The 26,021-nt window shown below is 53.0% G+C and carries 27 protein-coding genes and 3 tRNA genes; 18 read left to right on the forward strand and 12 right to left on the reverse strand.

All coding sequences use genetic code 11. The features are described 5' to 3' along the window. The first annotated feature begins 7 nt into the window (after positions 1-7). Positions 8-1,366, forward strand: a complete 1,359-nt coding sequence (locus B0B12_RS14960; protein ID WP_076670512.1) for a hypothetical protein — start codon at positions 8-10, stop codon at positions 1,364-1,366. A 197-nt stretch (positions 1,367-1,563) separates the two neighbouring features. On the opposite strand, the gene B0B12_RS14965 is transcribed toward B0B12_RS14960, so the two are convergent. From B0B12_RS14965 to B0B12_RS14980, 4 genes are all read right to left on the reverse strand, one after another. Further along, positions 1,564-1,636, reverse strand: a tRNA-Lys gene (locus B0B12_RS14965). Positions 1,637-1,871: 235 nt separating this feature from the next. Next, positions 1,872-2,486, reverse strand: coding sequence for a DUF4403 family protein (locus B0B12_RS14970; RefSeq protein WP_076670515.1), 615 nt, complete (start codon positions 2,484-2,486; stop codon positions 1,872-1,874). 301 nt (positions 2,487-2,787) lie between these two features. Further along, positions 2,788-3,132: a plastocyanin/azurin family copper-binding protein gene (locus B0B12_RS14975; protein ID WP_212564617.1), complete on the reverse strand. Its 345-nt coding sequence runs from the start codon at positions 3,130-3,132 to the stop codon at positions 2,788-2,790. Next, the gene (locus tag B0B12_RS14980; RefSeq protein WP_076670518.1) at positions 3,129-3,677 is read right to left on the reverse strand and encodes a DUF4142 domain-containing protein; all 549 of its coding nucleotides are present in this window, start codon (positions 3,675-3,677) and stop codon (positions 3,129-3,131) included. Before B0B12_RS14980 ends, B0B12_RS14975 begins: the two co-directional genes overlap by 4 nt. Before the next feature lie 170 nt (positions 3,678-3,847). Between B0B12_RS14980 and B0B12_RS14985 the strand changes: the two genes are divergently transcribed. From B0B12_RS14985 to B0B12_RS15000, 4 genes are all read left to right on the forward strand, one after another. Then, a complete protein-coding gene (locus B0B12_RS14985; RefSeq protein WP_076670521.1) occupies positions 3,848-4,699 on the forward strand; it encodes a cyanophycinase in 852 nt (283 codons plus the stop codon). 176 nt (positions 4,700-4,875) lie between these two features. Continuing rightward, entirely contained in the window at positions 4,876-5,535 is a 660-nt protein-coding gene (locus B0B12_RS14990; RefSeq protein WP_076671290.1) for a sigma-70 family RNA polymerase sigma factor, read from the forward strand. A gap of 95 nt (positions 5,536-5,630) precedes the next feature. Continuing rightward, complete coding sequence (locus B0B12_RS14995; protein WP_076670524.1) at positions 5,631-7,226, forward strand: FAD-dependent oxidoreductase; 1,596 nt, start codon at positions 5,631-5,633, stop codon at positions 7,224-7,226. A 12-nt stretch (positions 7,227-7,238) separates the two neighbouring features. Next, a complete protein-coding gene (locus B0B12_RS15000; RefSeq protein WP_076670527.1) occupies positions 7,239-7,583 on the forward strand; it encodes a hypothetical protein in 345 nt (114 codons plus the stop codon). Between the two features lie 274 nt (positions 7,584-7,857). Here the strand turns inward: B0B12_RS15000 and B0B12_RS15005 are convergent. Together B0B12_RS15005 and B0B12_RS15010 are read right to left on the reverse strand one after the other, a co-directional pair. Continuing rightward, a tRNA-Lys gene (locus B0B12_RS15005) sits at positions 7,858-7,930 on the reverse strand. Positions 7,931-7,988: 58 nt separating this feature from the next. Next, a tRNA-Lys gene (locus B0B12_RS15010) sits at positions 7,989-8,061 on the reverse strand. Positions 8,062-8,131: 70 nt separating this feature from the next. Here B0B12_RS15010 and B0B12_RS15015 point away from each other — a divergent pair. After that, positions 8,132-8,869 (forward strand): SH3 domain-containing protein, encoded by a 738-nt coding sequence (locus tag B0B12_RS15015; protein WP_076670530.1) that lies wholly within the window; start codon positions 8,132-8,134, stop codon positions 8,867-8,869. Between the two features lie 137 nt (positions 8,870-9,006). On the opposite strand, the gene B0B12_RS15020 is transcribed toward B0B12_RS15015, so the two are convergent. Then, positions 9,007-9,816 (reverse strand): SDR family oxidoreductase, encoded by an 810-nt coding sequence (locus tag B0B12_RS15020; protein WP_076670533.1) that lies wholly within the window; start codon positions 9,814-9,816, stop codon positions 9,007-9,009. A 190-nt stretch (positions 9,817-10,006) separates the two neighbouring features. Between B0B12_RS15020 and thiL the strand changes: the two genes are divergently transcribed. Beyond that, positions 10,007-11,032, forward strand: coding sequence for a thiamine-phosphate kinase (gene thiL / locus B0B12_RS15025; RefSeq protein WP_076670536.1), 1,026 nt, complete (start codon positions 10,007-10,009; stop codon positions 11,030-11,032). 125 nt (positions 11,033-11,157) lie between these two features. Here the strand turns inward: thiL and B0B12_RS15030 are convergent, their stop codons facing one another. The 3 genes from B0B12_RS15030 to B0B12_RS15040 all read right to left on the reverse strand — a co-directional run bounded on the left by B0B12_RS15030 (position 11,158) and on the right by B0B12_RS15040 (position 15,319). Further along, positions 11,158-11,529: a hypothetical protein gene (locus B0B12_RS15030; protein WP_076670539.1), complete on the reverse strand. Its 372-nt coding sequence runs from the start codon at positions 11,527-11,529 to the stop codon at positions 11,158-11,160. 176 nt (positions 11,530-11,705) lie between these two features. Further along, positions 11,706-13,124: a 23S rRNA (uracil(1939)-C(5))-methyltransferase RlmD gene (gene rlmD / locus B0B12_RS15035; protein WP_076670542.1), complete on the reverse strand. Its 1,419-nt coding sequence runs from the start codon at positions 13,122-13,124 to the stop codon at positions 11,706-11,708. 548 nt (positions 13,125-13,672) lie between these two features. Beyond that, complete coding sequence (locus B0B12_RS15040) at positions 13,673-15,319, reverse strand: catalase (protein WP_076670545.1); 1,647 nt, start codon at positions 15,317-15,319, stop codon at positions 13,673-13,675. Positions 15,320-15,509: 190 nt separating this feature from the next. On the opposite strand from B0B12_RS15040, the gene B0B12_RS15045 reads away from it, so the two are divergent. From B0B12_RS15045 to B0B12_RS15065, 5 genes are all read left to right on the forward strand, one after another. After that, entirely contained in the window at positions 15,510-16,196 is a 687-nt protein-coding gene (locus B0B12_RS15045) for a VOC family protein (RefSeq protein ID WP_076670547.1), read from the forward strand. Between the two features lie 135 nt (positions 16,197-16,331). Further along, positions 16,332-17,198 (forward strand): hypothetical protein, encoded by an 867-nt coding sequence (locus tag B0B12_RS15050; RefSeq protein WP_244554729.1) that lies wholly within the window; start codon positions 16,332-16,334, stop codon positions 17,196-17,198. Positions 17,199-17,331: 133 nt separating this feature from the next. After that, the gene (locus B0B12_RS15055; protein WP_076670550.1) at positions 17,332-17,796 is read left to right on the forward strand and encodes an META domain-containing protein; all 465 of its coding nucleotides are present in this window, start codon (positions 17,332-17,334) and stop codon (positions 17,794-17,796) included. 98 nt (positions 17,797-17,894) lie between these two features. Next, on the forward strand, positions 17,895-18,428 hold the full coding sequence (locus tag B0B12_RS15060; RefSeq protein ID WP_076670553.1) for a YceI family protein: 534 nt from the start codon (positions 17,895-17,897) through the stop codon (positions 18,426-18,428). Between the two features lie 215 nt (positions 18,429-18,643). Further along, positions 18,644-18,925 (forward strand): hypothetical protein, encoded by a 282-nt coding sequence (locus tag B0B12_RS15065; RefSeq protein WP_076670555.1) that lies wholly within the window; start codon positions 18,644-18,646, stop codon positions 18,923-18,925. Between the two features lie 69 nt (positions 18,926-18,994). Here B0B12_RS15065 and B0B12_RS15070 read toward each other — a convergent pair whose 3' ends face one another. Beyond that, positions 18,995-19,276, reverse strand: a complete 282-nt coding sequence (locus B0B12_RS15070; protein ID WP_076670558.1) for a GNAT family N-acetyltransferase — start codon at positions 19,274-19,276, stop codon at positions 18,995-18,997. A gap of 18 nt (positions 19,277-19,294) precedes the next feature. After that, positions 19,295-21,442: a glycogen debranching protein GlgX gene (gene glgX, locus B0B12_RS15075; protein ID WP_076670561.1), complete on the reverse strand. Its 2,148-nt coding sequence runs from the start codon at positions 21,440-21,442 to the stop codon at positions 19,295-19,297. A 179-nt stretch (positions 21,443-21,621) separates the two neighbouring features. Here glgX and B0B12_RS15080 point away from each other — a divergent pair, with 179 nt between their 5' ends. From B0B12_RS15080 to B0B12_RS15105, 6 genes are all read left to right on the forward strand, one after another. Continuing rightward, positions 21,622-22,578 (forward strand): CvpA family protein, encoded by a 957-nt coding sequence (locus tag B0B12_RS15080; RefSeq protein ID WP_076671295.1) that lies wholly within the window; start codon positions 21,622-21,624, stop codon positions 22,576-22,578. Between the two features lie 30 nt (positions 22,579-22,608). Further along, complete coding sequence (locus tag B0B12_RS15085) at positions 22,609-22,836, forward strand: hypothetical protein (RefSeq protein ID WP_076670564.1); 228 nt, start codon at positions 22,609-22,611, stop codon at positions 22,834-22,836. A gap of 415 nt (positions 22,837-23,251) precedes the next feature. Beyond that, a complete protein-coding gene (locus B0B12_RS15090) occupies positions 23,252-24,106 on the forward strand; it encodes an ABC transporter ATP-binding protein (RefSeq protein WP_076670566.1) in 855 nt (284 codons plus the stop codon). Beyond that, positions 24,090-24,866 (forward strand): hypothetical protein, encoded by a 777-nt coding sequence (locus tag B0B12_RS15095; protein ID WP_076670569.1) that lies wholly within the window; start codon positions 24,090-24,092, stop codon positions 24,864-24,866. Before B0B12_RS15090 ends, B0B12_RS15095 begins: the two co-directional genes overlap by 17 nt. Before the next feature lie 14 nt (positions 24,867-24,880). After that, a complete protein-coding gene (locus B0B12_RS15100) occupies positions 24,881-25,273 on the forward strand; it encodes a GntR family transcriptional regulator (protein WP_076670572.1) in 393 nt (130 codons plus the stop codon). Next, positions 25,270-26,013 (forward strand): hypothetical protein, encoded by a 744-nt coding sequence (locus B0B12_RS15105; RefSeq protein ID WP_076670575.1) that lies wholly within the window; start codon positions 25,270-25,272, stop codon positions 26,011-26,013. The genes B0B12_RS15100 and B0B12_RS15105 overlap by 4 nt, the downstream gene beginning before the upstream one ends. Positions 26,014-26,021: the final 8 nt, after the last annotated feature.

Below are 26,021 nucleotides of genomic sequence, written 5' to 3' on the forward strand. Positions count from 1 at the left end.
CAAGTAAATGGATCTGATTTTATATTCCTGCAAGGCAAGACTCAACAGCTATTTCCGGCACAAAAAAATGCAGCGGGTGCTCCTGCTGGCGCTGGGTATTGTGCTGTCGGCTTTTTACGCCTGGCTGTTCACCTACTTGCTGCAGCAGTCGCGTGAGGGCGGTCTGAATATGGACGTCAGCCAGATGCTGGGCTATACCAACCTGTTGCTGCTGTCCTTCACGATCCTGCGCGGTTTTTTCCCGGCCTATATTCCGAAAGCTGATTTTATTAACCGCATCTACCCTATTAAACCGCTTAAGCGCTTCTGGACGGAGCTTGTGGTGGAGTTGGTGTCGCCCTTCTACTTTGTGTTGCTTAACTTCCTGCTGCTGCTTTGCATGATGTCGCCTGACTATACGGTGTTGCACCTGGCGCAGAGTTTTCTGGTGTTTCTGACGGCGCACATTACGAGGCGCTCGCTGCAGGTATTCATTGAGCGGCGCATCAACTGGCGCGGTAGTGCCTTTTGGGGAGCTGTGATTATGGTGGGCGCCTTCATCGCCCTGGAAGTACGCGCACCGATGTTTGAGCCTGTCAGTTCCGTGATGATGCTGGTAGTACACCTGGCTTCGCTGGCCTCCTTTATATTGGCTAATTTCCTGTTGGAGCAGGCGGCCTACGAGCCCAAGCGACGCACCGTAAACTACAGCAACGATGCCCGCCGCAGCTTGGGCTGGCGCCTTTTCAAGAACCATAAAATGGCCAAGCAGCTTCTGTTGTTCGGTCTGGGCTTCAAGGTGCTCATGCTCGGCATCGACGCTACGGTATACACGGCCAAGGGCATTCACATGCTCGACAAGAACGCGACGCTCTGGTTGTTTGTGGGGCCGCTTGTGATCTATACCTATGTGTTCAACAATGTGTGGGGCTTTTACAAAAACCTGTGGTTGACGACAGAGCGCGCTACCGGAAGCTACAAGGAGTTTCTGCGGGCCAGTCTGCTGCCGCTGCGCATGCCGATCCTGATCGACGCGGCCATAGTGGTGCTTTACGTGGCATTCTTTAACCATGGACAGGCAACGTTTATTCTGCTGATGTACGCTGCCGCTGTGCTGGTGCTGACGCCGATTGGCATCATCGCCTCGTTTACAAGCCCTAAGATGGTGAAAGGTGGTATCCTGAGCTTTAGTGCCAAAACCTCATACCTGTACAGCTTTATCTCCATTCTGCTGCTGGGCCTGCTGTTCTTGCCACTGCTGCACCCGATGCTGTACATGGTATACCCGGTCGTGATCGCCCTGACCGTTTTTGCGATGGTGGCAGTGCTACAGGAATACAAGCAGTACAAATACAAGCTGTTTGAGACGCTCTACAAGACCGAGTAATATTTTTTGAAACAATACCTGAAAATCCCCGGTTGCCGCACAGTAGCCGGGGATTTCTGTTTTTAGGTATAGATCGAGCTGCTGTATATCGCTGCGTAGGCAGCTTCCTATACCTGAAAAGTGAATATTGTAGGTATAGGAAGTAGGTTAAAAACATGAGAGGCTGCCTACTTGCGTAAACAGCCTCTCGTTTTCAGTGATCCCGCTGGGATTCGAACCCAGGACCCATACATTAAAAGTGTATTGCTCTACCAGCTGAGCTACAGAATCAGTACTATTTGTTTCCCCGTGTTGGGAGTGCAAAAGTAGACCTTTTTCTTTAATTCGCAAAGTCTAATGTTCTTATTCACGCTACACACGGTATCTGTATACAACGCTTCAGGCATTTTTTGGTTTAATCTACCTAGTTATCAACCTTTTACCGAGCGGCATGATTTTACGATTCCAGAGAAGAAAACTTATGAATAAACTAACCGATGGCATTTCCGGATGTGTGAAACCTTGGCTAAGCGGGCAGCAGTTCACTCAGGTCGAACACGTCTACTTCTACCTTTGCCTGTAGCTCCAGGCTCAGGAACATCCGGTTCGCTTTCGGTGTGATGTCCTGCACCCGCACCTCCTCCACCACGCCATTGAGCTTAAGTCCTTTCAGTTCCATACCTGTTTCCAGCATCCCGTTCGCCTTGGTCAGCTCGCCTGCAATAATCTGCTGCACGTTCACCCTCGCCTTCTGGATGATCTGGTTATAGGCCACCCTGTTGACCAGCACCTCGAGCGAGGAATTATAAAAGCGGCTGGACGTCTGGGCTTCCATGTTGAACCGGCGGATGTATACCTGTTGCGTGTCATTGTCGTAGCCGGGTGTTGCCTGCACGTACAGGTCCACGTTGTCGCGTTTAAGGATGGTTCTCAGAATCCGGATCCTGACCCGAAGGATGATGTCGCCTGAACCTGAGCTGCTGCCTGCCAGCCCAACATCCAGAATCTGCGCGTATGGACTTTCGTTCGAATCTTCGGAGGGCTTGGGGATGTATTCGCCTACCAGCTGCTGTTTGAGCACATGCTCCAGAGCAGGGTAAGAGATCGTAACCGGCACCTGAATTTTGACAAAGTTTTCCATGTAGAGACGTTAGTGAACAAAAATGTTTTAACTGGAAATTGCCCAAAGGGTTTGGGATTAAAACCATTAGAAACAAAAAGAGCCCCAAACCCAGGTTTGAGGCTCTTCAGAAGTGACGCTAAGGCCATGTTTACACAACCCGCTAAGCTTTATAAATCAATGATTTAATTAAAAATAACAAACGCGTTCTCGAATAGGGCACCTCACACGCGAGACTTAAAGTTAAGATTAATTCCCGAAAACTAAACACCATACCTGCCTCCCTCCTCCTTGAGCAGGCATCCACCCTCCTGCTTAGACATCACTTGACAGTGATCGTGCCTTTCATAACGGGGTGTAAACTGCAGTAGTAATTGGCGCTGGTTTTCATAACTTTCTTCCAGGTGCTTTTGGCAGCCAAAGGCGGTGATTTCCACAACTTCCCAGATGCCTCCGTCACATCGTGCGTCACCACGTCCAGGTTTACGAACACCACCGTATCGCCAGGCCGCACGCTCAGACTCGACGGGTTGAACTTCATCTGCGCAATCTCCACGCGGTGTGTTTTGCTGGCCTGTTTTTCCGCTGCCATTGGAGAACCTGCCAGCAGGAGCAGCGCGCAAGGGAGCAGCACTTTGTACACCGCCATCAATACAGAAAACATCATTTTTTGGACATATTGTGCTGGATCATTTTCGCGTGCTCTAGGTGGGCTTCCAAGGCCGGCACCACCGACATCAGCAGTTCCTTCAGTTCCTCGTTTTCAGTTTCCGGAATCAGCAGGTCCTTCACCGCCGAGATAACGGAAGTATGGTAAGCCACCTCGTTGTCAATGTAGGCTTTGTCAAATGCCTTTCCTGACTTGGCGCGCAATTGTGCTTTGGTTTTCTCGGCATCGGCTTTCAACTGTTGGGTTACGGCATTGTCCTTGGGCGTCACGGAGAGCTTCTTCGCCAGCGCCACCGCCTGCTCTATCACCGCGCGGTGGTCATTCGCCATGGTCTCGGCAAACTTCAACACCTGAGTATCTTTGGACTTCTCCTTTGCGATGGCCGCAAAATCAATGTCAATCTGGTTGGCCGTCACGGCAGCCGAGGCTACCTCCGCATCCGATAGCGTTGGGTTGCCCTGCGCCAGCACTGTGGACCCGAAGGCGAAAACACTAAGCAGGCAGGCCAGTACGGCGGTTTTGATTTTCTCTAAACTTTTCATGATGTATGTTTTTAGTGATGGATAAACTGTTCGATATTCTATTGGAGTCCCTGACTCGTAATAAGTTACAAATGAGCGCATCATGTTTCTGGCGGCGCAGGAAAATATCCGTGCTGTAACCGATACCTGCGACGAGCACTCTAAACACCAATGACATTAGAAGAGAACCTATGCGATTTCCGAAAGGCAAAATAGTGGCGATAGGCGGCAACGAAGACAAAGGCACCCAACCCTTACCAGATGAAGGGCACCTGCGTGATCGTATCCGTTTTTTTGAGAGCGGCATCCTGAAGCGCATTCACGATGAGCTTCACGGACTAGGCACCCGCATCGAGGTGATCACGACAGCCTCCCACATACCGGAGGAGATGGCCCGGGCCTACTACGATGGCTTCCTGCTGCTTGGCTGCGACAACGTAGGCGCCCTGCACCTGCAGACAAAAGAAGACATTGCCAGACCCGAGAACCTAGAGCGCCTGCAGAACACAGATGCCGTTATGTTCACCGGGGGCGACCAGAGCAGAATCACAAAGGTCTTTGCTGGTACGCAAGCCTTAAAAATTTTACAGGAAAGGTACTGGCAAGAGGAGAAATTCCTGATCTCCGGGACCAGCGCCGGCGCGATGGCCTTGGCCGAAGTGATGATCTTGGGCGCGGCAGAACAGAACGTGCTCGTGAAAGGGGCTGTTGAGCTGGGATACGGATTGGGCTTCCTGACCAATGTATTAATCGACACCCACTTTGTGAACCGCCGCCGCATCCCGAGGATGATCGAGAGCCTGGCCGCCCACCCCAACCTGATCGGCGTAGGGCTTGGAGAAGACACGGCCGTGCTCATAAAGGATGGGAACTGCCTGGAGACCATAGGCTCCGGGTTGGTGGTTCTGTTTGACGGCAGACACCTAAAGGAGAATAACTATGCACAACTGGCACCCGATGAACCCCTCTGCCTCGAAAACATGGTCATGCACGTACTGCCCAAAGGGAAAAGGTACCACACAGAATCCGGCCAAATCATTTAGAAGCCTACTGTCTCCGTTTTGCAATTTTCGCGGTGAGTTTGTAACCAATGTTCCTCTTTCATACTCTAAACAAAAAAAGCGAATAACTCTGACTGACAACTATTTAGAAGTGCGGATGGTATGTAAGCATATACCTGGTATAGTACTCCTTGCATTCACTTAGCTTCCTGAAAATCATGCATAAAACAGAAGTCGTGGTCGGCTATGCACCGGACAGTGAGATTGTCTCAAAGATAAAGGCAGGTGAGAAAAACCTGTTCGAAATTCTGATCAGGCGGCACAACGGAGCGCTGTACAAAGTAGGACGTTCTTTTGGCTTTACACATGACGACGTGCAGGACCTAATGCAGGAGGCCCACATTGCGGCCTACCTGAACCTGGAAAAGTTTGAGTCCCGCTCCGCCTACAAAACCTGGCTGATCAGAATCATGCTCAACAAGTGCTATCACTGGACCATGGGAAATGCGCACAAATCCAAACCGGCCTTCTCGGAGGTCAGCCATACGGGAGAAGTGAATTTCACCGAGAAGAGCCCGTCCTCAGACGGACACCGGGAGGTGCTGAACCGTGAACTGGGTCGCGTGCTGGAGGAATGCATTGAGCAGCTCGCTCCCGAGTACCGCACAGTGTTCGTGCTGCGCGAGCTGGAGGGACTGAATGTGCATGAAACGGCAGAAGTTATGAGCATCACGGAGGCCAATGTGAAAGTGCGCCTGAACAGAGCCAAAAGCATGCTGCGCAAGAAGCTGGAGAGCTGGTATCCGAAGGCGGCCGTGTATGAGTTCAACCTCATTTACTGCGACCAGATCGTGAAGCGGGTTTTCGAGCGGATTTGAACGTAATGCCCCGGCAAGTTTTGAACGCGCGGCCAATGGCAGGCAAACGTGATAAGTCATTTCGGTATTGATACACATATTTTTACCACGCATCCATGAAGACACAATCTTTTTGGGAGGCCACTACTCCCCAGCGTCCTGATTACCCCACTCTGGAAGGTAACCTGCAAGTAGATGTAGCCATTATTGGCGGCGGTATAACTGGCATTACGGCGGCGCACCAACTTGCCAGGGCAGGCAAACGTGTCGCCGTGCTGGAGGCCCGCAGAGTGGGAGGCGGCACTACCGGCTGGTCTACCGGTAATCTGTATGTGCCCGTGGGCCCTTATTTCCATAATATTGCCAGCACCCGAAGCCAGGAGGTGGCTAACACCGTGGCGCAGGCGAGGTTTTCAGCTCTGAACTTTATTGAGGAGCATACCCGGAAGTATAGCATCGACTGCCATTTCGCGCGGCGCCCCTGGTACTTCTTCACGCAGGAGGAAGACATGACCTCTCTCGTTGAGAAAGAAGCAGAGGCACTGCAACAGGCCGGGATGCCCGCTGAATTTGTGACGCAGGTTCCCGGACTCAGGTATGAGAGCGTAAAGCGGGCCGTCCACATGGATGGCCAGGCGCGCATCCACCCGCTGCGGTACGTGTTGGGGCTGGCAGGTGGGGTCACGCAGCTGGGTGGCCAGATCTATGAGCACACCACCGTACTGGACCTCAAGGAGGAGGAAGACCACTGCCTGCTGAGAACCACACAGGGCACGGTAACCTGTCAGCAGATGATCATTGCTACGCACATTCCCATCGGCATCCATACCGTGCAGACTGTGGCCGCCCCCTACCGAAGCTATGTGGTGGCCATGCGCCTCAAATCGGGTGCTTACCCGGATGCCTACTACTGGCACAACGACAAGACGCACCACGCCATCACCACCCATAGCACCGACTCCATGGAGCTGGACATGCTCATGATCGCCGGCAATCACCACAAAACCGGACAGGCCTCGCACCAGGAGTACCAGCATTATTTTGACGAGTTGGAATCCTACGCCCGGCAGCATTTTGATGTCGCCTCGGTAGAATTCAGGTGGTCGGCCCAGCACTACCGCTCTGGTGACGGCGTGCCTTATATTGGCCTTACACACAAGGGGGCCAAGCGCACTTACATTGCCACCGGTTTCTACGCCGATGGGCTCGTCTACGGCACCGTGGCTGGTATTCAGTTAGCAGATACCATAGCTGGGGAAGGAAGCGCCTGGCTGGAGGCTTTTGACGCGACCCGAGGCACCAATCTGTCCACTGTCGGAGAGTTTATCAAAGAAAACACCAACGTGGCAGCGCAATACCTCAAAGACATACCAGCCGGTCAGGTCAGCCATTTCGATGACATCGGGCTGGGCGAGGGAAAAACCATAGAAGTAGATTCAGAGAAACTGGCCGTGTACCGTGACGCGCAGAGCCAGCTGCATATCTGCTCTGCGGTCTGCACGCACATGAAGTGCATTGTGAACTGGAACAACGCCGAAAAGACCTGGGACTGTCCCTGCCATGGAAGCCGCTTTATGATCGACGGCAGCGTGATCGAAGGCCCTGCCATTCTCAACCTGGAACGAAAGTCGATCGACCCCACAACCGGTCACTTGCTCCACACAGGAGGCAAGACTTCAGGCGAACGCGAAATCAACAACCCGATCACTTAAATCCTGTCAGCTATGAATCTGATCTATACTGCTATTGGTTTTTTCGCGCTGGCCGCCTTGCTGGGCATGTACCTTCTCACCTTCGTGCTACGGGGCAAGGAGACGCCCAAGGCCATTGTCTTTTCCCATGGACCGCTGGCGGTTCTAGGCGTGGTTTTGCTGATCATTTACATTGCTAGAGGAGGCCCCAACCCTTGGGAGAGCCTGGTGTTGTTTGTGCTGGCTGCGCTGGGAGGCCTCTACATGGTTTCCCGGGACTTGACCGGACGGCCCATACCCAAAGCACTGGCCGTCGGGCACGGGCTACTGGCAGTGGGTGGCTTTGTGCTGCTGTTGGTATTCGCGTTTGGGAACTAGGTAGGAAGCGGTTATAGTCGTACATTAGTCGGGGCTTTCTACCGGAGAAAGTTTTTCTCTGCTCCAGCTATACCTGCCTTTTGAATAAAAGACTCACAAAATGAATAAATAAGGGCCTGCAGGTTATTCTCCTGCAGGCCCTTTATGTTTTCCGATGGCCATGTTAATGATCCGTTTTAATTTCAACCACAGGGATTCAGGAGGCTTTGATCTTCTCTGTGATTCCACTGGGCATAAAAAAAGCTCCACCTGTTAAGATGAAGCTTTTCATTTGTGATCCCGCTGGGATTCGAACCCAGGACCCATACATTAAAAGTGTATTGCTCTACCAGCTGAGCTACAGAATCGGTACTATTTTAAGTCGGTAAAAAATCCCCACTACCAAAGTAGCGAGGATGAATTTTGTGATCCCGCTGGGATTCGAACCCAGGACCCATACATTAAAAGTGTATTGCTCTACCAGCTGAGCTACAGAATCTTTTTACTAACTTGCATTCCTAAGGGCGTTCCCCTTAATTGCGTTGCAAAAGTAATAGCTATCTGTTTAAATGCAAAATCTTTGGTTCAAATTCTCTGGTTTTTTGCTCCTTTTTTTGGCGCTGAACACCGAACCAGTTTATAGTCAGACAGATAATAAAGCTCTTTCGAAGGCCGATTCGCTCTTCAACAACCTGCAGTATACCGAGGCTTTCACGCTCTACGATTCGTTGCTGCAGCGCGAGCAGGTATACACGCCACAGATGCTCCTCAAGATGGCCTACATCAAGGAAAGCGCGCGCGACTACACCGGGGCCATGTATCACCTGCACCTTTTCTACAAAAAACAACCCAGTCGTTCGGTGCTGAAGAAAATGGAGGAACTCGGGCAGACACACCGCCTGAGTGGTTATGAATACAACGACCTGCAGTTCTTCAAGACCCAGTTCAGCAAACACTACATGCGCATCCTGGAGCTCATGTTACTTATTGCTGTTATCACGGTCACGGTTATGTTTGTGAGCTGGCGCAAAGGGCATCGGTTCAGAAAATCATTTAAGGTGGGGTTTACGCTATACCTGCTCTTCATCCTTTACTACATCAACTTCCTCAACCTGGGCGACGAGGGCATCATCCGTAATGATCAGGTAGCGATTATGTCTGCCCCTTCGGCAGGTGCAACCTGGCTGGCCACCGTATCGCAGGGTCACAAAGTGCGCATCACTGGCGAGCAGGACATCTGGTACGAGATCCGGTGGAAGGGCGAGAAAGCCTTTGTGCGCAAACACAACCTGCTAGAGCTGCCCTAGTGTTTTTGCGACACACGTATCACGTAGCAAGTAGCACGATGCCTTCAGGGTATACTTGAAAAAGGACTGTTTGACAAAAGGCCTCCCTCAGCTATACCTGTGTAAAGTCCTTTGTCCTTTGTCAAACAGTCCTTTGTCTATTTTTTCAACGGTGAGTCCTTCTCCTTCGCCATCACGTTGTACACCAGCTTATCGGCCAGGCTAGGGAAGAGTTTGTTCACCCATACCGCCATTTTGCCTTGGGTGGTCATCACGAGGTCACGCTTGCGTTTGATAGTGGCCTGCAGGATGCGGTCGGCTACTTCTTCGGCACTCATCATTTTCTGTTCGTCGCGCGGGGTTTCCCCCTGCTGCTGCCCATCGGCGGCAAGGGCAGTATTGCGGATGTTGGAGGCCGTGAAGCCCGGGCAGGCGATGAGCACGTGCACGCCGGAATGCAGCAGCTCCGTGCGCAGCGTTTCCAGGAAGCCGTGCATGGCAAACTTCGAAGCGGAGTAACCAGTGCGGGCGGGCAAACCGCGGTAACCGGCAATAGAGGAAATACCGATGATAGAGCCTTTCGCGGCCTGTATGTAAGGCAAGGCAAACTTGGTGCTGTACACCGTGCCCCAGAAATTGATGTCCATTACTTTGCGCAGCACATCCAGGTCGAGGTCTTGGAAAAGGGCGCGCATTGAGATGCCGGCATTGTTGATCAGCACATCCAGTTTGCCATACCTGTTTACTGTTTCAGCCACCATGCGCTCACAATCAGCTTCCACACTCACGTCGGCGTTGATGGCCAGGTTGTCTATACCTGCCGCCGCCAGTTCCTGCGCCGTCTGGTCAAGGTTCTGTTGGTTGCGGCCGGAATAGGCCACCTTCGCTCCTGCCCTTCCGAAGGCAAACACCAGCGCCTTGCCTATACCTGATGTACCGCCCGTTACGAGCACCACTTTATTTTTCATCTTTATTAAATCATCTTATACCTTGCCCACCTCTATTGGCGGACAACTTATGAAGGCTCCCCGAACGTTGCAGGAGCCAAATGCAAAACTACTATTTCTGCGTTAAATATCGTTCAGGAATTCCGCGACGGGCATGCTACGCCTATACCTTAGATTTTGCGTACCTTTGTAGGTATAAAATTGAAACAAGATGACTAACTATACCTCACTTAGCGAGTTAGGAGAATTTGGCCTGATCAGGCGCCTTAAGGAAAAGATCGAGCTTACGCAGCCTTCCACCATCAAAGGCATCGGCGACGACGCTGCCATTCTGGAGCCGGGCGAGAAACAGATCGTAGTGACGAGCGACATGCTGCTGGAGGGCGTTCACTTCGACCTTACGTTCTGCCCGTTGAAGCACCTGGGCTACAAAGCGGTGGCCGTGAACGTGTCGGATATTGCCGCGATGTATGCCAAGCCGACCCAGATCACGGTGAACATCGCGTTGGGTGCCAAGTATACCGTGGAAGCTGTAGAGGAACTTTATGAAGGGATGCGCCTGGCCTGTGAGAACTACAACGTAGACCTGGTGGGTGGCGACACCACTTCTTCCCGCACTGGCCTGGTGATCAGCATTACGGCAATCGGCGAGGTGGCTAAAGGCGAAGCGGTGCTGCGCAGTGGTGCCAAAGAAAACGACCTGATCTGCGTGACCGGCGACCTGGGTGCCGCCTACCTCGGCCTGCAAATATTGGAACGCGAAAAGCAGGCCTTTATGGCAGATCCGGAAATGCAGCCGCAACTGGAAGACAAGCAGTACATCGTGGGTCGTCAGCTGCGCCCTGAGGCCCGTATGGATGTGATCCACGACATGAAGGAGCGTGACATCAAGCCAACTGCCATGATCGACGTGTCGGATGGACTGGCATCAGAGCTGTTCCATATCTGCGCGCAGTCCGGTGTAGGCGCGACGATCTACAAAGACAACCTGCCCGTGGATGAGCAGACACTGGAGGCGGCCATGGAGTTCAAGCTTGACCCGATCACCTGCATCCTCAATGGCGGCGAAGATTACGAGCTCCTCTTCACAGTGCCGCTCTCAGACTACGATAAAGTAAAGAACCACCCCGACATCAGCATCATCGGCAAAATCACCGACAAGAGCGAAGGCATCAACCTGGCCAACAAACACGGACAGTCCTTCCCGTTGCAGGCCCAGGGTTGGCAGCATTTTTAAAATTACGTAGCACGTATCAAGATTTTCTTCAGCAAGATCACAAATGAAAAAGGAAAGCTGCTTAGCTTTCCTTTTTCATTTAATATGAAGTCGTGATACTTGATACCAAAACTTGATGCGCAAGTTTAATCCTCCGGATAAGGTATAAACACGAAGTTGGTGAAGTTTTCGCCGTCCACTACAAAGAGGCAGCAGAACTCGTCCGGGTCTTTGTAGGCGGCCTGAAAATCTTCTATTTTCTCTGCATCTACCAGGCGGTGTTTGATGAAGTCTTCCAGGTATGAGGCGTACACGTGCCACTCCAGGGCCAGCTCTTCTTTTGCCAGCAACAAACCTCCGATCGGCACCTCTGTTCGGGCGAAAATGAAAATCGGGTATTTGGAAATATCGCGCTTGCGCACCTGGTACGATGCCTCACGCAAGGTCTCGGCCACCACCACAAAGTCCTTGGAGATGGTGCCCAGGTATTTACCGTTCAGTTCTGGATCGTTTTGCATATTTCTATTTTGCGTAGCACGACACACGTATCACGTAGCACGACTTCTCCCGGACAAAGGAAAATAGACATTGTGACAAAAGACTTTCGCCTACAGGTATAGCCGACAAAAACCTTTTGTCCTTTGTCAAATTAACTTTTGTTTATCTTTCCAGAAGTCGTGATACTTGATACCTGCTACGTGATACGTTTATTTAACAATACAATATTCTCAACGTGGTGCGTCTGCGGGAACATGTCTACCGGCTGCACGCGCGCTACGTCATACTTCTCAGAAAGGAGCTCCAGGTCGCGGGCCTGTGTAGCCGGATTGCAGCTCACGTACACGATGCGGTCAGGGTGCACCTGCAATAGCTTGGCCACTACCTTCTCATCCATACCTGCTCTTGGGGGGTCAGTGATCACCACATCCGGTCTACCATGGCGCTCGATCAGTTCATCAGAAAGGATGTCTTTCATATCACCGGCATAGAAAGTAGTGTTGGTGATATTGTTGATCTGTGAATTGATCTTGGCGTCTTCGATGGCACTCGGCACATACTCAATTCCAATCACCTCGCGGCACTGACGGGCCACAAAGTTGGCAATCGTACCGGCCCCGGTATAGAGATCGTACACCAACTCATTTCCGGTCAGTCCGGCAAACTCGCGGGTGAGTTTATAAAGCTCGTATGCCTGATCGCCATTGGTTTGGTAGAAGGATTTAGGCCCTACCCGGAAGCGTATACCTTCCATTTCTTCATGAATGTAGGGCAAACCTTTGTAGCAAATCACTGGCAGGTCGTGGAAAGTCTCGTTGCCTTTGCCGTTCACTACATAATGCAGCGAAGTAATCTGCGGAAATTCTGCCGCCAGATGGTTCAGTATACCTGTCAGGGCTTCCTGGTCGTCGTGGTATACCTGCAGGATCACCATCAGTTCGCCTGTGTTGGCAGTCCGGATGATCAGATTACGCAACCAGCCCGTCATGCGGAGTTTGTCAAAAAACACCAGGTTGTTGGCCCGGGCATAGTCGCGCACGGCCAGTCGGATGCTGTTGGACGGCTCCGGCTGCAGGTAGCAGTTCTGGATGTCGAGGATCTTGTCGAAGCGGCCCGGCATGTGGAAACCCAGCGCCCGGCGCTCGTGCTCCTCCCCTGACTTGATCTGCTCGTTTGTCAGCCAGCCGTAGTTGGAGAACGTGAACTCCAGTTTATTGCGGTAGAACTTGTCTTTGGCAGAGCCCAGAATCGGGTCGAAGGGCGGAAGCGCCACCTTCCCGATGCGCTCCAGGTTGTCCTGCACCTGCTTCTGCTTGTAGAACAGCTGCGTGTCATAGCCAATGTGCTGCCACTTGCAACCGCCGCAGGTGCCGAAGTGCTCGCAGAAAGGCTGCACACGCACATCGGAGTAGCTGTGGAATCGCACTGCCTCGGCCTCCATGAAACTCTTCTTCTTGCGAGTCACACGTAGGTCTACCACGTCGCCGGGGGCCACGCCGCCCACAAAAACCACCATATTGTCATGGCGCGCCAGGCACTTGCCTTCCGCCACCATCTCCTCGATCAGGATGTGCTCGAGTATCTCGAAACTTGTCTTCTTCTTTTGCTTTCTCACAGTCCTGCAAAATTAACTAAAAATCGGGAGATGTAGGAAGTGGGAGCTGTTTAACTCAAATGATGCAACTTTATAAAGCATTTCCCATCTCTTTTTATCTAAGAAGTAAAGCCAGGATAATCAAAAATCAGGTATAGCACTTTTGCACTGCCCAGAACAGCGAGTGAAATGGCGGAATCTTTATATAGGGCACCTACCCCAAGGATTTGCAGGATGCTAGTGCACGATTAACACACCCCTGCCCCTCTCAAGAGGGAAATTCCTGCTACTGCCAGTTTGTAGGTTTAGCTTTGTAGTTACAGCAGTTCTATCGCTATGCCGGGTCGAACCACCCTACCCCTACTTGTCCAAGGCGGGGAGCCTGTTCCTTCCTTTTGACAGGTATAAGCTTCGTTGTCTAAGCTACAAACCACATAGCCCATACATAGCTCTGGCACGCATTGCCAGGTAACTTGCACGTAACCTATGAAACAAACTCTATTAAGTAAGACATAAAAAAGGCCGTCCCCTTTCTGGAAACAGCCTTTTAAACCTAAACAAAAATCGTTTTAATAAGGCTTGGCCTTGTGAGACTTCTGCTTCGCGTCCTCCACGCCTTCCTCTCCCGTCACATTTCCCATCGGCCCATCCATACCTTTATCCATTTTCTTCATCTGCTGCTTCACCTGCTCGATGCGCTCGCGTACCAGACGGCCATAGTTCTCGTCGGCTTGCGTGAAGTAGTCCAGCATTCTCTCCTGAATGCGGGGGTCGCATTTGGCCAGGTCGTTGCCCAGGTTGTTGATCAGTTCCTCTCGCTCCCATTCCTCGAAGTTGCGGAATGTCTCGCCGGCCTGCTGGAACGGATTGGCCCGCTCAATCGGCTGGCGCACCAGTTTCGCCTCGTAGCGGGGCGTATACTCTTTGCCCGCCATCGGCGCTTCGCTCAGACCGCCCAGTATAGACGGCTCGTAGTTCACGTGGATGTTCTGTCCTTCGGCAAAGTCGGTGTCGAAAGCCATCTGGCCGCCGCGCTGGTTCGTGGCCACGTGGGTTTTGGGCGCGTTGATCGGCAACTGCAGGTAGTTGGCGCCGATGCGGTAGCGTTGCGTGTCGGAGTAGGAGAAGGTGCGGCCCTGCAGCATCTTGTCATCTGAAAAGTCTAGTCCGTCAACCAGCACACCGGTACCGAATGCGGCCAGTTCTACTTCATTGAAATAATCCACCGGATTTCGGTTCAGCGTCATCTTACCCACCGGATACCACGGAAACTGCTCTTTCGGCCACAACTTGGTATCATCCAGCGGGTCGAAGTCGAGTTCGGGATGGTCGTCGTCGCTCATGATCTGCACGTTCAGCTCCCACTCCGGAAAGTCGCCCTGCTCGATGGCCTCGTACAGGTCCTGCGTGGCGTGGTTAAAGTTCTTGCCCTGCACTTCCTGCGCTTCTTTCTGGGTCAGGTTGCGGATGCCCTGCAGTGGCTCCCAATGGTACTTCACCAGCACAGCCTCGCCATCGGCATTCACCCACTTGTAGGTGTTCACGCCCGAGCCCTGCATCTGCCGGTAGTTGGCCGGAATGCCCCAGGGCGAGTACAGGAAGGTTACCATGTGAGTTGCTTCCGGCGTACCGGAAAAGAAGTCGAAAATCCGCTCAGCGCTCTGGATATTGGTTACCGGATCAGGTTTCTGTGAGTGGATCAGGTCCGGAAACTTCATGGCATCGCGGATGAAGAAGATCTTCAGGTTGTTGCCCACCAGGTCCCAGTTGCCATCTTCAGTATAAAACTTCACGGCGAAGCCGCGTGGGTCGCGCAGCGTTTCCGGAGAGCCCGACGGATGGCCCACTGTAGAGAAGCGCACGAACGTGGGGGTTTCCTTGCCTTTCTGAAATACCTTGGCGCGGGTGAACTTCTCGATCGGGTCCTTGCCTACCGTGCCGTAAGACACAAACACACCGTGGGCACCGGCCCCACGGGCATGCACGACACGCTCCGGCACGCGCTCCCGGTCAAAGTGCGACATCTTTTCGATGAAGTGGTAGTTCTCCATGGCAGCAGGACCTCTGCTACCGATGGTTCTGATATTCTGGTTGTCGGTGACAGGGTGGCCCTGGCGGGTGGTGAGGGTGTTGCCTTTGCTGGCATTGCGGGATTTTTCGGCTTTGCTATACCTGGACTTATCCTGGCCGTTGCCTTTGCTTCCGTTTTTTTTCATGACCTGCTGATTTTTGATGGATTTTCAGATAGTATTTAACGAAACCAATACCGAAGAGTTGATGGATTCCCGTTAAAACCACGTTTATTCTCTGAATACCAATCACATGACCCGAATTCATAATAAGCGTTGCCTAAGTCATTTCGAGCCTCGTATACCTGTTACTACGATCACCTTATAGAGCAGCCTGATGAAAATAACCGCACTTGAACTGCAAACAGATCAGCCAGAAGCGTTAAAAACATTTTACACGCAAGTGCTCGGGCTTCCCCTGCTGTCAGAAGATGGCGCGTCATTCAGCATGCAGGCAGGGTATAGCACACTCACCTTTCGGGCAGTTGAAGCGCCGCCCCGTGGTGGTTATCACCTGGCCTTTCATATACCTGGAGACGGCGTTTCGGATGCAGCCACCTGGTTGCAGAACCGGGTGGCTTTTCTTCACGCTCCCGGGGCGACTTCCCCTGTGGTCAAGCACGAAAGCTGGCAGGCGAAGGCCCTGTATTTCTACGACCCTGCCTTCAACCTGCTTGAAGTCATCGCACATCGCAGCAGCCCTGCCAGTCGCTTGCCATTCGGGCCGGAGCAGCTCATAGGTATAGCCGAAGTGGGCCTACCGGTGAAGGATGTAGCAGGATTTGCGCAGGAACTGCGGACAAAATTCGGATTGCCCCGCTGGAAATCGGCCACTGCCCTTTTCGAAGCCGTGGGCGATGCTGAAGGCCTGTTCATTGTGGTGCAGGAGCAGCGCCCCTGGTTCCCTACCCAGAATCCGGCACAGGCCATGCCCCTGCGTGTGGTGGTGCAGGCCCCGGCGCCGGGACAAATTACTCAAGGTGCTTTTGTGATCGAGGCGGAGCGCGAGCTCATGCAGGTATAGCAGCGTGCCCGCTTGCAGCCTATCCACGCGCGCCCAGGTATACGGTATAGAGCTGTGTGCACAAGCTTAGCAAACACTGCAGCCCAAAGCCCGTTTAAAAGGCAAAAGGTACATCAACCCAAAACAGACAAAACTATGAGACACAACGAAAGAAATTACGACAGCCGCGACCGTGACTACCGCTCCGGCGACAACGAGAACCTGTCTAACTACCAGAGCCGCTACCAAAGCAGAGGCAATTATTACGGCATGCCGGATCAGGATTCGGAGTACCGTGGCGTGAGTTCGCAAGGGCGCAACTACGGCGGCTCTTCTTCCGGACCAGGAGGAGGTTACGGGGCCAGCAGCTGGCGCAGCAGCCGCGATCAGGATGACCGCCAGAGCCAAGGCATGCAGCGGAACGAGCGGGGCAGTTCCTACGGTAACCGGGAACGCGACAATTACAACTACGGTTCTTCCCGCTCGCAAAGCGACCACTACCGCTATGGCGACCCGAACCCCTACATGAATTACCAGCGCCAGGGCGGCTACGAGCGCAATCGTGACACCGACTGGCGTAGAGAGAGCGATGTAGACCATGCCAACCGTCGCTACGCGCGCCAGGAGAACAGCTACCGCCAAACCGGCCACGGCCGCCGCTTCGATCAATACGGACAGGATGAGCGCTACAACTACGCACACGGCCCACAGGACGGTCGCCGCAGCATTGAAGACTCCGAAAACCTCGACGACCGCTACTACGACCGTGGCGAACACAGCCGCAGCAGCAGCGACAACGACTATGGTCGCCATTACGGCAGCAACTATGAGCACCGCAACAGCAACCGCGGCATGCGCGATGAACACCACGAGTCAACCCGAATGGCCAGAAATAGTAGCTCAGGCCACGACGAGTCCCCAAGTCGAAGTCCGCGCGGCTACGGCTACCCTTCAGGCCCCGACTATTCGGCCAACTCCCCGATTTCCGGCTACGGCCAAAACGTGCGCGGTCATCAGAAATAAAACCTAAAGCGAAGTCCACCACGGTGGACTTCCTGCTTTACCTTATCCAACTACCTTATTACGCGTGCCTGCGTATGCTATTCCATACCCGGACAAAGCACAGGTATAGCGCATGCCCTTTAAATAAGACACTATGAAAAAAATGCTACGCTCCAGTTGGCTTCTATTGCTCTTCGTTTGCCTCGGCGCCTGTAACCTCAGCCAGAAGAACAAACAATATGGCGTTGTGGGAGATACGGAACTGCAAAGTTCTTACTGGGTGCTCCTTTCCCTGCAAGGCCAGGAGTTCGACGATAATCCCGAAAACCAAACGGCTTACATCCGCTTTGAGGTAGATGGGAACGAACTGACAGGCTTTACCGGCTGCAACCGGCTGACGGGCAGGTATAGCCTCCGCAACGGCTCCCTGCAACTTTCCAATCTCGCCACCACCCGCGCCATGTGCCCCATCATTGAGCAGGAAAACCTGATGATGGCCGTGCTCGAAAAGGCCGACTCCTACGAGATTGCGGGAGATGTGCTCACGCTCTTCCGCCAGAAAACCGCCGTGGCCACTTTCAGAACGAGTTCCGAACCCAATATGCCAGATGTGCGCTAAGATAATAACTATCAGATTATAACCATATTAGCATGTAAGCAGTATGCTAAAGGCACAGACTGTAACGTATAAAATGATCAGCTAAAACATTTGAACTTATGGCAACAACTAAATGGATCGTGGACCCCACCCACAGCGAAGTGCAGTTCAAAGTACGTCACCTCATGATCACGACGGTGACCGGCTATTTCGAGAAATTCAACGTGGAAGTGGAAACGGAAGGCGAGGATTTTCACAGCACCAAGCGCATTTTGTTTACTGCCGACGTAAACTCCATCAGCACCAACAACGAGCAGCGCGACACCCACCTGAAGTCGGCCGACTTCTTTGATGCCGAGAGCCACGGCGAGGTGCGGTTTGAGGGCAAGAACTACGAAGAGCTGAAACCAGGCTTCGAGAAGCTGCAAGGCGACCTGACCATACGCGGCACCACCCGCCCCATTACGCTGGACGTAGAATACCACGGCACCGTAGTAGACCCTTATGGCCAGACCAAAGCAGGTTTCAGTGTGGAAGGCAAGATCAGAAGAAAAGAATTCGGCCTCAACTGGGATGCCGTAACCGAAGCAGGCAGTGTCGTGGTGAGCGATGAAATTCGCCTTCACTGTGAGATACAGCTTGTAAGACAGTAACAGGGTAACTGCGCCGGCCACTGGCGCCCCGACTGACGCAGTTACCAAACCACCCTACACCTTTATCAGAATACTCCCGTTCGCTTGCTCCGCCAACCCACGGCAAGCGCTTCTACCGGTATTTTCTTTCCGGTAAACTTTGCTTGTGCCGCAAGCGGCCGTACGGCCGCCTTACACCTCAGCATGCCCGTTTGCATGAAGAACCTCCTACTGTTATGCAAAGCAAAAGCGCCAGAAAAGCCATAAAAGATACCATGAACATCGAGCTGAACGAAAAGTCAGCGATGGAGCTATACCACAATATCTGCAACTTTATGCTCCACAACGATGACAAGTGCTACATCAGTGTCATCAAGTATAAGTACCTGTTGCTCTGCGGGGAGATCAGCACTGCCGTGAGTGATTACCTGGTGATGGAGCAGCTCCTCGAGAAGATGCAGGCCAAGCACCCGCTTGTGCTTTCGGCCATTGCCTACATCGCACAGCACAAATCCTGACACAAAAAAAGGTATAACCCAACCCCAACATGGGCAAGGCTATACCTTTTATTTATGTCGGTGCGCAGGCTAGTCCCGCAGCAACTTCTGATAGTTTTCGTTTCGGTCGATAAATTTCTTCACCACCGGGCAGGTAGCGACTACTTTTTTCCCATTTTCCTCTGCGTAGCACAGGCCTTCCTCTATCAGCTTATTGGCCACTCCTTTTCCCCTCGCCGATTCTGGCACAAAGGTATGCGTGAAATCCATTACTTCATCTGAAGGGGTAGCGTAAGCCAGTTCCGCCTCTTCGTCGCCAATGTTGGCGGTAAACTGCTGGTATTCTTTATCGTGTTTGATGTTCAGTTCCATGGTCGTTTTATCTTATTGCTATTTTCCGTTCGTCGATTGGCCTGACGGGTGATGGAGGAGTACGACGGAGCGACTTCCGATCTTTATCTTTCCCCCGGCTTCTATAATGGGCCCGTCGTCTTTCACTTCATCGTGATGGGTGTCCAGTATTTTGGTCCATTGTGCCCCGTACTTGGCCTCAGGCAAGGTATAGTCCAGGTCTTCGTGGTGAGCGTTGAAGATCACGTAGAAGCTGTCGTCGATGATCTGCTCGCCTTTCGGACCGACGGAGTGCAGCCCATGCCCGTTCAGAAACACTGCCAGTGACTTGGCAAAATCCTGGTTCCAGTGCTCCTCGGTCATCTCCGAGCCGTCCGGCTGAAACCAGGCGATGTCCTCCACCCCGACCCCTTTGATCGGCTGCCCCTGAAACCAGCGACGGCGGCAGAACACCGGGTGGTTGCGGCGCAGCTCGATAAGCTGTTGTGTAAAGGCCAGCAGTTCTTTGTCGGCCGTGCTCCAGTCGACCCAGGATATTTCGTTGTCCTGGCAGTAGGCGTTGTTGTTGCCTTGCTGCGTTCGGCTGATCTCGTCGCCAGCCACCAGCATGGGCACACCCTGCGACAGAAACAGCGTGGTCATGAAGTTGCGTTTTTGCCTGTTCCGCAGCTCTATGATTTTTTTGTCCTTGGTTGGGCCTTCAGCGCCGCAGTTCCAGGAGCGGTTGTGACTTTCGCCGTCGTTGTTGTCCTCGCCGTTGGCCTCGTTGTGCTTCTCATTGTACGACACCAGGTCGTTGAGCGTGAAGCCGTCGTGGGCCGTGATGAAGTTGATGCTGGCCGTGGGGCGGCGGAAGTCGTCGCGGTACAGGTCGGAACTTCCCGTGAAGCGCTCGGCAAACTCGCCCAAAGTGCTCTCCTCGCCACGCCAGTAGTCGCGGATGCAGTCGCGGTACTTGCCGTTCCACTCGGCCCAGCCCGGCGGGAACTTGCCCACCAGGTAGCCGCCTTCGCCAATGTCCCAGGGCTCGGCGATCAGTTTCACCTGCGAGATCACAGGGTCCTGGTGAATGATGTCGAAGAAGGAGCCCAGGCGGTCTACTTCGTGCAGTTCGCGGGCCAGCGTGGCGGCCAGGTCAAAACGGAAACCGTCGACGTGCATCTCCAGGATCCAGTAGCGCAGGCTGTCCATGATCAGGCGCAGCACGGGCGGCATCATGGCGTTAAGCGTGTTGCCCGTACCGGTATAGTCCATGTAAAAGCGCTTGTCCTCCTCCACCAGTCGGTAATACGAGGTATTGTCCACTCCCCGGAACGACAGAGTGGGCCCCATGTGGTTGCCCTCACCGGTGTGGTTATACACCACATCCAGGATCACCTCTATACCTGCCTTGTGCAGCGCCTTCACCATATCCTTAAACTCGACTACCTGCTGTCCCAGCGTACCGCTGCTGGAGTAGCGTACGTCCGGCGCAAAGAACCCGATGGAGTTATAGCCCCAGTAGTTGGTCAGCCCTTTGTCGGCCAAATGGCGGTCGGTGATGAAATGGTGCACCGGCATCAGCTCGATGGCCGTGATACCCAGTTCCTGCAGGTACTTAATCGTAACCGGATGGCCGATGGCGGCATAGGTGCCTCGTATTTCCTCCGGAATGTCGGGGTGCAGTTTGGTGAAGCCTTTGACATGGGTTTCGTAGATGATCGACTTGTGGTAGGGGATCTTGGGCGGTTTGTCGCCTTCCCAATTGTAGTTGGGGTCTATCACAACAGAGCAGGGTATAAACGGGGCGCTGTCCAGTTCGCTGTAGCTCAGGTCTTCGTCTTTGTGCCCCACTTCGTAGGCAAACATGGAATCGTGCCAGTTAATGGTGCCGGAAATGGCCTTGGCATAAGGGTCGATCAGCAGCTTGTTTGGGTTAAACCGGTGGCCGTTTTCCGGCTCGTACGGACCGTGCACGCGGTAGCCGTACAGTTGCCCGGGCTTGATCTCGGGCAGGTAGGCGTGCCATACCTGGTGGGTGCGCTCGGTCATTTTTATTTTCACCGATTCGCTCTCATCTTCGGTCGTGTTGAAGAGGCACAGTTCCACGCCCGTGGCGTTGTCGGCGTACAGGGCGAAGTTCACACCTTCGCCATCCCAGGTGGCGCCCAGCGGATAGGGACTCCCAGGGTATACGGTTATATTCATACAGATTTTGTAACTTAGGTAGCTGATGCTGTCCTTTTCGGGACTTTCACGTCTACGCAGAAAGCCCCGAAAGAGTCGTACCGCACCTTGTTTTATCTTCAGTGCCAGGTATAGCCAGAGCGGTAGTCGCTTCTAGCCTTATGAGGTTGCTGTTCGTACTATTCCTAAAAACACCCGCCATGAACGCCCTTGATCTGCTCCTCATCCTGTTTGTGCTGTTCAGTGCCTACCTGGGCTGGCGTCGTGGCTTCGCCTTTAGCCTGCTGGACCTGGTGCGCTGGGTGGGCAGCCTGGTATTGGGCTTCCGGCTATACCCTGCGCTGGCCGACTGGCTGAGCCGCGCCACGGACTGGAACATGTACTGGATCCCGCCCATCTCTTTCTTCGTCATCACGGTGCTCTCCAGCATGCTGATCCAGTTCATCGGCTCACTTTTTCTGGATCATTTTTCGGACGAGATGCATGCCCACCCTGTGAACAAAGCGCTCGGCACCCTGCCCGGAATATTGAGCGGCGTCATCACCATCGCCATCGTCTCGGTATTGCTTTTGTTGCTTCCGTTACCGGACCGTTTTCAGGACTATGTGCAGACCAGCAGCGTGGCGGGCAGGTTTGGCAACTATACCCATCTGGCAGAAGACGAGCTCAATTCGGTCTTTGACCGGGTGGCGGAGCGCACCCTCAACGAACTGACCATTGCGACGCAGTCAGAGGAATTTGTGGAGCTGCCTTTTACTACCGATGACTTTGAGCCGCAGCCTGAACTGGAGGCGCGCATGCTCGAACTGCTAAACCAGGAGCGCATCGCCAAGGGCCTGAAGCCCCTGCAGCCGGACACTGCCCTCACCACCGTGGCCCGACGCCATGCGGCCGATATGTTCTCACGGGGCTATTTTTCGCATGTCTCGCCGGAAGGGGCCAGCGCCGCAGACCGGATTCGGGCAGCCCATATTCCGTTCCGGGCCGTTGGCGAAAATTTGGCGCTCGCCCCCACCCTCCTCATCGCCCACGAAGGGCTGATGGAGTCGCCGGGACACCGGGCCAACATCCTGCACCTGCGCTTCGGGCGGGTAGGTATAGGCGTGCTGGAGAGCAAGAGTCACGGTCTGATGATCACACAAAAGTTTCGGAACTGACGTATACCTGAGCAGTTTTAAGGTATAGCCATGCAGCTCAATAACAGCAATTTTATCAGCATAGCGCTTGGCGAGGGCGAAACTCGTGCTGTCTTCCTGCTGGACATCAGCAAACTGTGTTATGCCTATTTCAAACCGGAAACGGAAGAGCAAACCGCCAAACTGGTACTCGACTTCGGAGCCTCACAAAAGATATTCGAGAAGCAGGACGCGGAGCAGGTATACCGGGCCCTGTCGCAGCATCACTTTTTTGAATAATAATAAGCAGGTATAGCATGGTCGCAGTTCCTGCTATACCTGCTTATTATTCTTTGCTATTAATACACCTCCCCTGCTGTTCCTTAGGGCCTTTTCATTCTGCTCGTATTGTCATCCTGTAAAGATTTAGGTAAAGTGGGCCCCTATCCCCGCCAGTAGTATATAACAAGATTCTTAACAGAATGACAGTAGGTTTTATTAGGACCGTTTTCAGAATAAAACAGACCTGCCCTACTTTCTTATACCTGTCAGGTATAGCCTATGCCTTTACTACTTAATGCCATCAGTCTCTCAGAAGCCTGAGTCACAGCTCATATACCTTTATCGAAATATTTTTTAAAAATAATTTGGTCATGATAAAACTATATTTACATTTGTAGTGTACTATGTAACTAATACACTAAAACAAACGGATATGATAGAGATCAACAACCTCAGTTTCGGGTATAGCCGCAAGTCGCTGCTGTTCCGGAATTTGAACCTACAGCTGCAGGAGGGCCATATCTATGGGTTGCTCGGCAAGAACGGGGCGGGCAAGTCTACGCTGCTTAAGAACATGGTCGGGCTGGTGGCGCCCACAGCAGGCAGCTGCCAGGTAAATGGCCTCGACTCGTATAAGCGACTGCCGTCCATGCTTGCAGATCTCTATTTTATTCCGGAGGAGATCTACATGCCTTCGCTCACGGCCCGGCAGTTTGTGGCGAGCACCGCCCCTTTTTACCCGCTCTTCGACGAGGAGGCTTTTTACCGTTACCTTTCCGAGTTTGAAGTGCCAGCCCATGCTGTGTTCAGCAAGTTGTCGTTTGGGCAGCAAAAGAAGGCCATCATCGCCTTCGGCCTGGCCACCAACACCAGCGTGCTCATCATGGACGAACCGACCAACGGCCTCGACATACCTTCCAAGGTACAGTTCCGCCGCATCATCGCCTCCGCCCTCACCGAGCACCGCTGCATCATCATCTCCACCCACCAGGTGCGCGACCTCGACAGCCTGATCGATACGCTGGTGGTAGTACACGACCGGGAGATTGTGCTGAACGAGTCGCTGGATGCGATCAGTGAGCGGCTCACCTTCACGACTATACCTGAGTCTGAAGTGGAGAACGCGCTCTACGCGGAAGACGGGCTCCGTGGCAAGCAGGCCATACTGCCGAACCTGATGGGCAACTACAGCAAAGTGGACATGGAGCTGCTTTTCAACGCCATTACCAGTGGCAACACCTCTGTAACTGAAATCCTAAAAAGACCGCACTATGAACAATCTCTTTAACCTGAGCCGCTTCGCGCTGCTGTTCCGCAAGCACACCGTGGAGAACTACAAGACCTACCTGCTGTCGCTGGGTGTGTTGCTGGGTGCCATGTTCCTGATCATGGGCGGGGCCAGTTACCTCTCGTCCAGACCCATGGCAACTACCGAGCAGTCCATCTTTTTCATGTTTTTCATGATCGGGGCCGGCATGGTGTTTTCGAGCACCGTGTTTGCGCAGCTGGGCGATAAGAAAAAGGCGATCGCGTTTTTGACACTGCCTGCTTCGCAACTCGAGAAATACCTGGTGGGTTGGCTGTACTCTTTCCCCATCTACCTGCTGCTGTTTGTGCCTTCGTTTTACCTGGTGCTCTCCATTCTGCTTAGCATCGATCCACGGGTAAGTGAGGATGCGGAGATGATCAACATCCTGACCTCGGAGCCTCGCCTGCACATACTGTTGACTTTCTATGCGCTGTTCAATGCCCTGATGCTGGTCGGCTCGGCTTATTTCAACAAGCATCATTTCATCAAAACGGCTTTTGCTGGCTTTTTGGGCCTCCTCCTGTTCTACAACCTGAACAAGTTGTGGGTACAGGCCATGCTCGGTCGCGATCTGGTTTCGGCAGGCCCTTTTTCAGCAGCCTATTTTATGGAGAACGACAAGCGCTTCGATGTAGGTGCCTACGAAGGAAATGAATCGCTTATTCTGCTGCTACTGGTTGCTATGGCGCTGATCATCTGGGCGGTGGCGTATTTTAAAATCAAAGAGAAGCAAGTATAGAAGGGAGGAAATGTATGGAATTTAAAGAGAACGAACCCATTTACCTGCAGATCGCGGCGCACGTTTGCGACCAGATTTTGCTGGGCAAGTGGGCAGCAGAAGACAAAATCCCCTCGGTGCGCGACCTGGCGGTGAGCTTTCAGGTGAACCCCAATACAGTGATGCGCACCTACGAGCAGCTGCAAAACCAGGAAGTGATCTACAACAAGCGCGGCATTGGTTTTTTTGTGGCGCCGGATGCCGTCAAGAAGGTAAAGGCACAGCGCAAAGAGCGCTTTCTGCAGCAGGACCTACCGGCCTTTTTCCGCAATATCTTTTTGCTGGAAATAGACCTGGACGAGATTCAGCAGCGCTACGAAGCTTTTAAAACAGAAAATTACGAATCAGAAATCGAGCAGAAACCATGAAAACCAGCAATAAACTCTTACTCTTCGCCCTCGTTGTGCTGCTGAGCGCACTGGCTACCTACAACATCGCGCTGAAAGCTGAATACAATACTAAGTCTTACCAAGATCCTTACCGCAACTACGTCGTCCTGGACTACAGCGACTTTGAAGCGATCGACTTAAACGCAGGCGACATGCTCAATGTGCTGATCGAGCCGAGCGACGAGCATGCGGTATACCTGTACAAAGGCAACGAAGAAGTGGTACAGATCAACCAAGAAGGCAAGGCACTGCAAATTGACGTGACTACCAACGAGAAGCAAAAGGGCTTGCGTGGCTGGGGATCTCCGCACCTCATCATCAAAACGCCGAAGCTGCACACCCTGCGCGCCAACGCGATGCACACTTTTCAAGGCGAACCGGTTATACACGTGCAGCGGCAGAACACGGCCAACTGGCTGAACACCACGCTGAAAGGATTTAAGCAGGACAGCATCCGGCTGGAGCTTGACAATGGCGTTATGGTGAGGCTGGATAGCAACGAGTTGCAGCGCCTGCACGCCGTAACAGGCACCAGCCCGGAAAGTGAGTCCAAGCTGCTGATCAATCCAGACAACAAGATTCAGCAGGCTAACCTCGACATCCGAAATCGTAGCCATCTGGCTTTAATCAATGTGGCTATACCTGCACTGCAGTATACCCTATCGGAAAAGGCACAAGTGGAGCTTTCTGGGGAGGCATTGGACGTGTTGCGAAAGTAAATTCCTGA

The organism is Pontibacter indicus (genome assembly GCF_900156345.1).
GTDB lineage: Bacteria > Bacteroidota > Bacteroidia > Cytophagales > Hymenobacteraceae > Pontibacter > Pontibacter indicus.

Excerpts from the sequence above, each read along its gene's own strand:
- B0B12_RS14960 (WP_076670512.1), top strand. The coding sequence starts at position 8 with ATGGATCTGATTTTATATTCCTGCAAGGCAAGACTCAACAGCTATTTC.
- B0B12_RS14970 (WP_076670515.1), bottom strand. The coding sequence starts at position 2,486 with ATGGAAAACTTTGTCAAAATTCAGGTGCCGGTTACGATCTCTTACCCT.
- B0B12_RS14975 (WP_212564617.1), bottom strand. The coding sequence starts at position 3,132 with ATGATGTTTTCTGTATTGATGGCGGTGTACAAAGTGCTGCTCCCTTGC.
- B0B12_RS14980 (WP_076670518.1), bottom strand. The coding sequence starts at position 3,677 with ATGAAAAGTTTAGAGAAAATCAAAACCGCCGTACTGGCCTGCCTGCTT.
- B0B12_RS14985 (WP_076670521.1), top strand. The coding sequence starts at position 3,848 with ATGCGATTTCCGAAAGGCAAAATAGTGGCGATAGGCGGCAACGAAGAC.
- B0B12_RS14990 (WP_076671290.1), top strand. The coding sequence starts at position 4,876 with ATGCATAAAACAGAAGTCGTGGTCGGCTATGCACCGGACAGTGAGATT.
- B0B12_RS14995 (WP_076670524.1), top strand. The coding sequence starts at position 5,631 with ATGAAGACACAATCTTTTTGGGAGGCCACTACTCCCCAGCGTCCTGAT.
- B0B12_RS15000 (WP_076670527.1), top strand. The coding sequence starts at position 7,239 with ATGAATCTGATCTATACTGCTATTGGTTTTTTCGCGCTGGCCGCCTTG.
- B0B12_RS15015 (WP_076670530.1), top strand. The coding sequence starts at position 8,132 with ATGCAAAATCTTTGGTTCAAATTCTCTGGTTTTTTGCTCCTTTTTTTG.
- B0B12_RS15020 (WP_076670533.1), bottom strand. The coding sequence starts at position 9,816 with ATGAAAAATAAAGTGGTGCTCGTAACGGGCGGTACATCAGGTATAGGC.
- thiL (WP_076670536.1), top strand. The coding sequence starts at position 10,007 with ATGACTAACTATACCTCACTTAGCGAGTTAGGAGAATTTGGCCTGATC.
- B0B12_RS15030 (WP_076670539.1), bottom strand. The coding sequence starts at position 11,529 with ATGCAAAACGATCCAGAACTGAACGGTAAATACCTGGGCACCATCTCC.
- B0B12_RS15040 (WP_076670545.1), bottom strand. The coding sequence starts at position 15,319 with ATGAAAAAAAACGGAAGCAAAGGCAACGGCCAGGATAAGTCCAGGTAT.
- B0B12_RS15045 (WP_076670547.1), top strand. The coding sequence starts at position 15,510 with ATGAAAATAACCGCACTTGAACTGCAAACAGATCAGCCAGAAGCGTTA.
- B0B12_RS15050 (WP_244554729.1), top strand. The coding sequence starts at position 16,332 with ATGAGACACAACGAAAGAAATTACGACAGCCGCGACCGTGACTACCGC.
- B0B12_RS15055 (WP_076670550.1), top strand. The coding sequence starts at position 17,332 with ATGAAAAAAATGCTACGCTCCAGTTGGCTTCTATTGCTCTTCGTTTGC.
- B0B12_RS15060 (WP_076670553.1), top strand. The coding sequence starts at position 17,895 with ATGGCAACAACTAAATGGATCGTGGACCCCACCCACAGCGAAGTGCAG.
- B0B12_RS15065 (WP_076670555.1), top strand. The coding sequence starts at position 18,644 with ATGCAAAGCAAAAGCGCCAGAAAAGCCATAAAAGATACCATGAACATC.
- B0B12_RS15070 (WP_076670558.1), bottom strand. The coding sequence starts at position 19,276 with ATGGAACTGAACATCAAACACGATAAAGAATACCAGCAGTTTACCGCC.
- glgX (WP_076670561.1), bottom strand. The coding sequence starts at position 21,442 with ATGAATATAACCGTATACCCTGGGAGTCCCTATCCGCTGGGCGCCACC.
- B0B12_RS15080 (WP_076671295.1), top strand. The coding sequence starts at position 21,622 with ATGAACGCCCTTGATCTGCTCCTCATCCTGTTTGTGCTGTTCAGTGCC.
- B0B12_RS15085 (WP_076670564.1), top strand. The coding sequence starts at position 22,609 with ATGCAGCTCAATAACAGCAATTTTATCAGCATAGCGCTTGGCGAGGGC.
- B0B12_RS15090 (WP_076670566.1), top strand. The coding sequence starts at position 23,252 with ATGATAGAGATCAACAACCTCAGTTTCGGGTATAGCCGCAAGTCGCTG.
- B0B12_RS15095 (WP_076670569.1), top strand. The coding sequence starts at position 24,090 with ATGAACAATCTCTTTAACCTGAGCCGCTTCGCGCTGCTGTTCCGCAAG.
- B0B12_RS15100 (WP_076670572.1), top strand. The coding sequence starts at position 24,881 with ATGGAATTTAAAGAGAACGAACCCATTTACCTGCAGATCGCGGCGCAC.
- B0B12_RS15105 (WP_076670575.1), top strand. The coding sequence starts at position 25,270 with ATGAAAACCAGCAATAAACTCTTACTCTTCGCCCTCGTTGTGCTGCTG.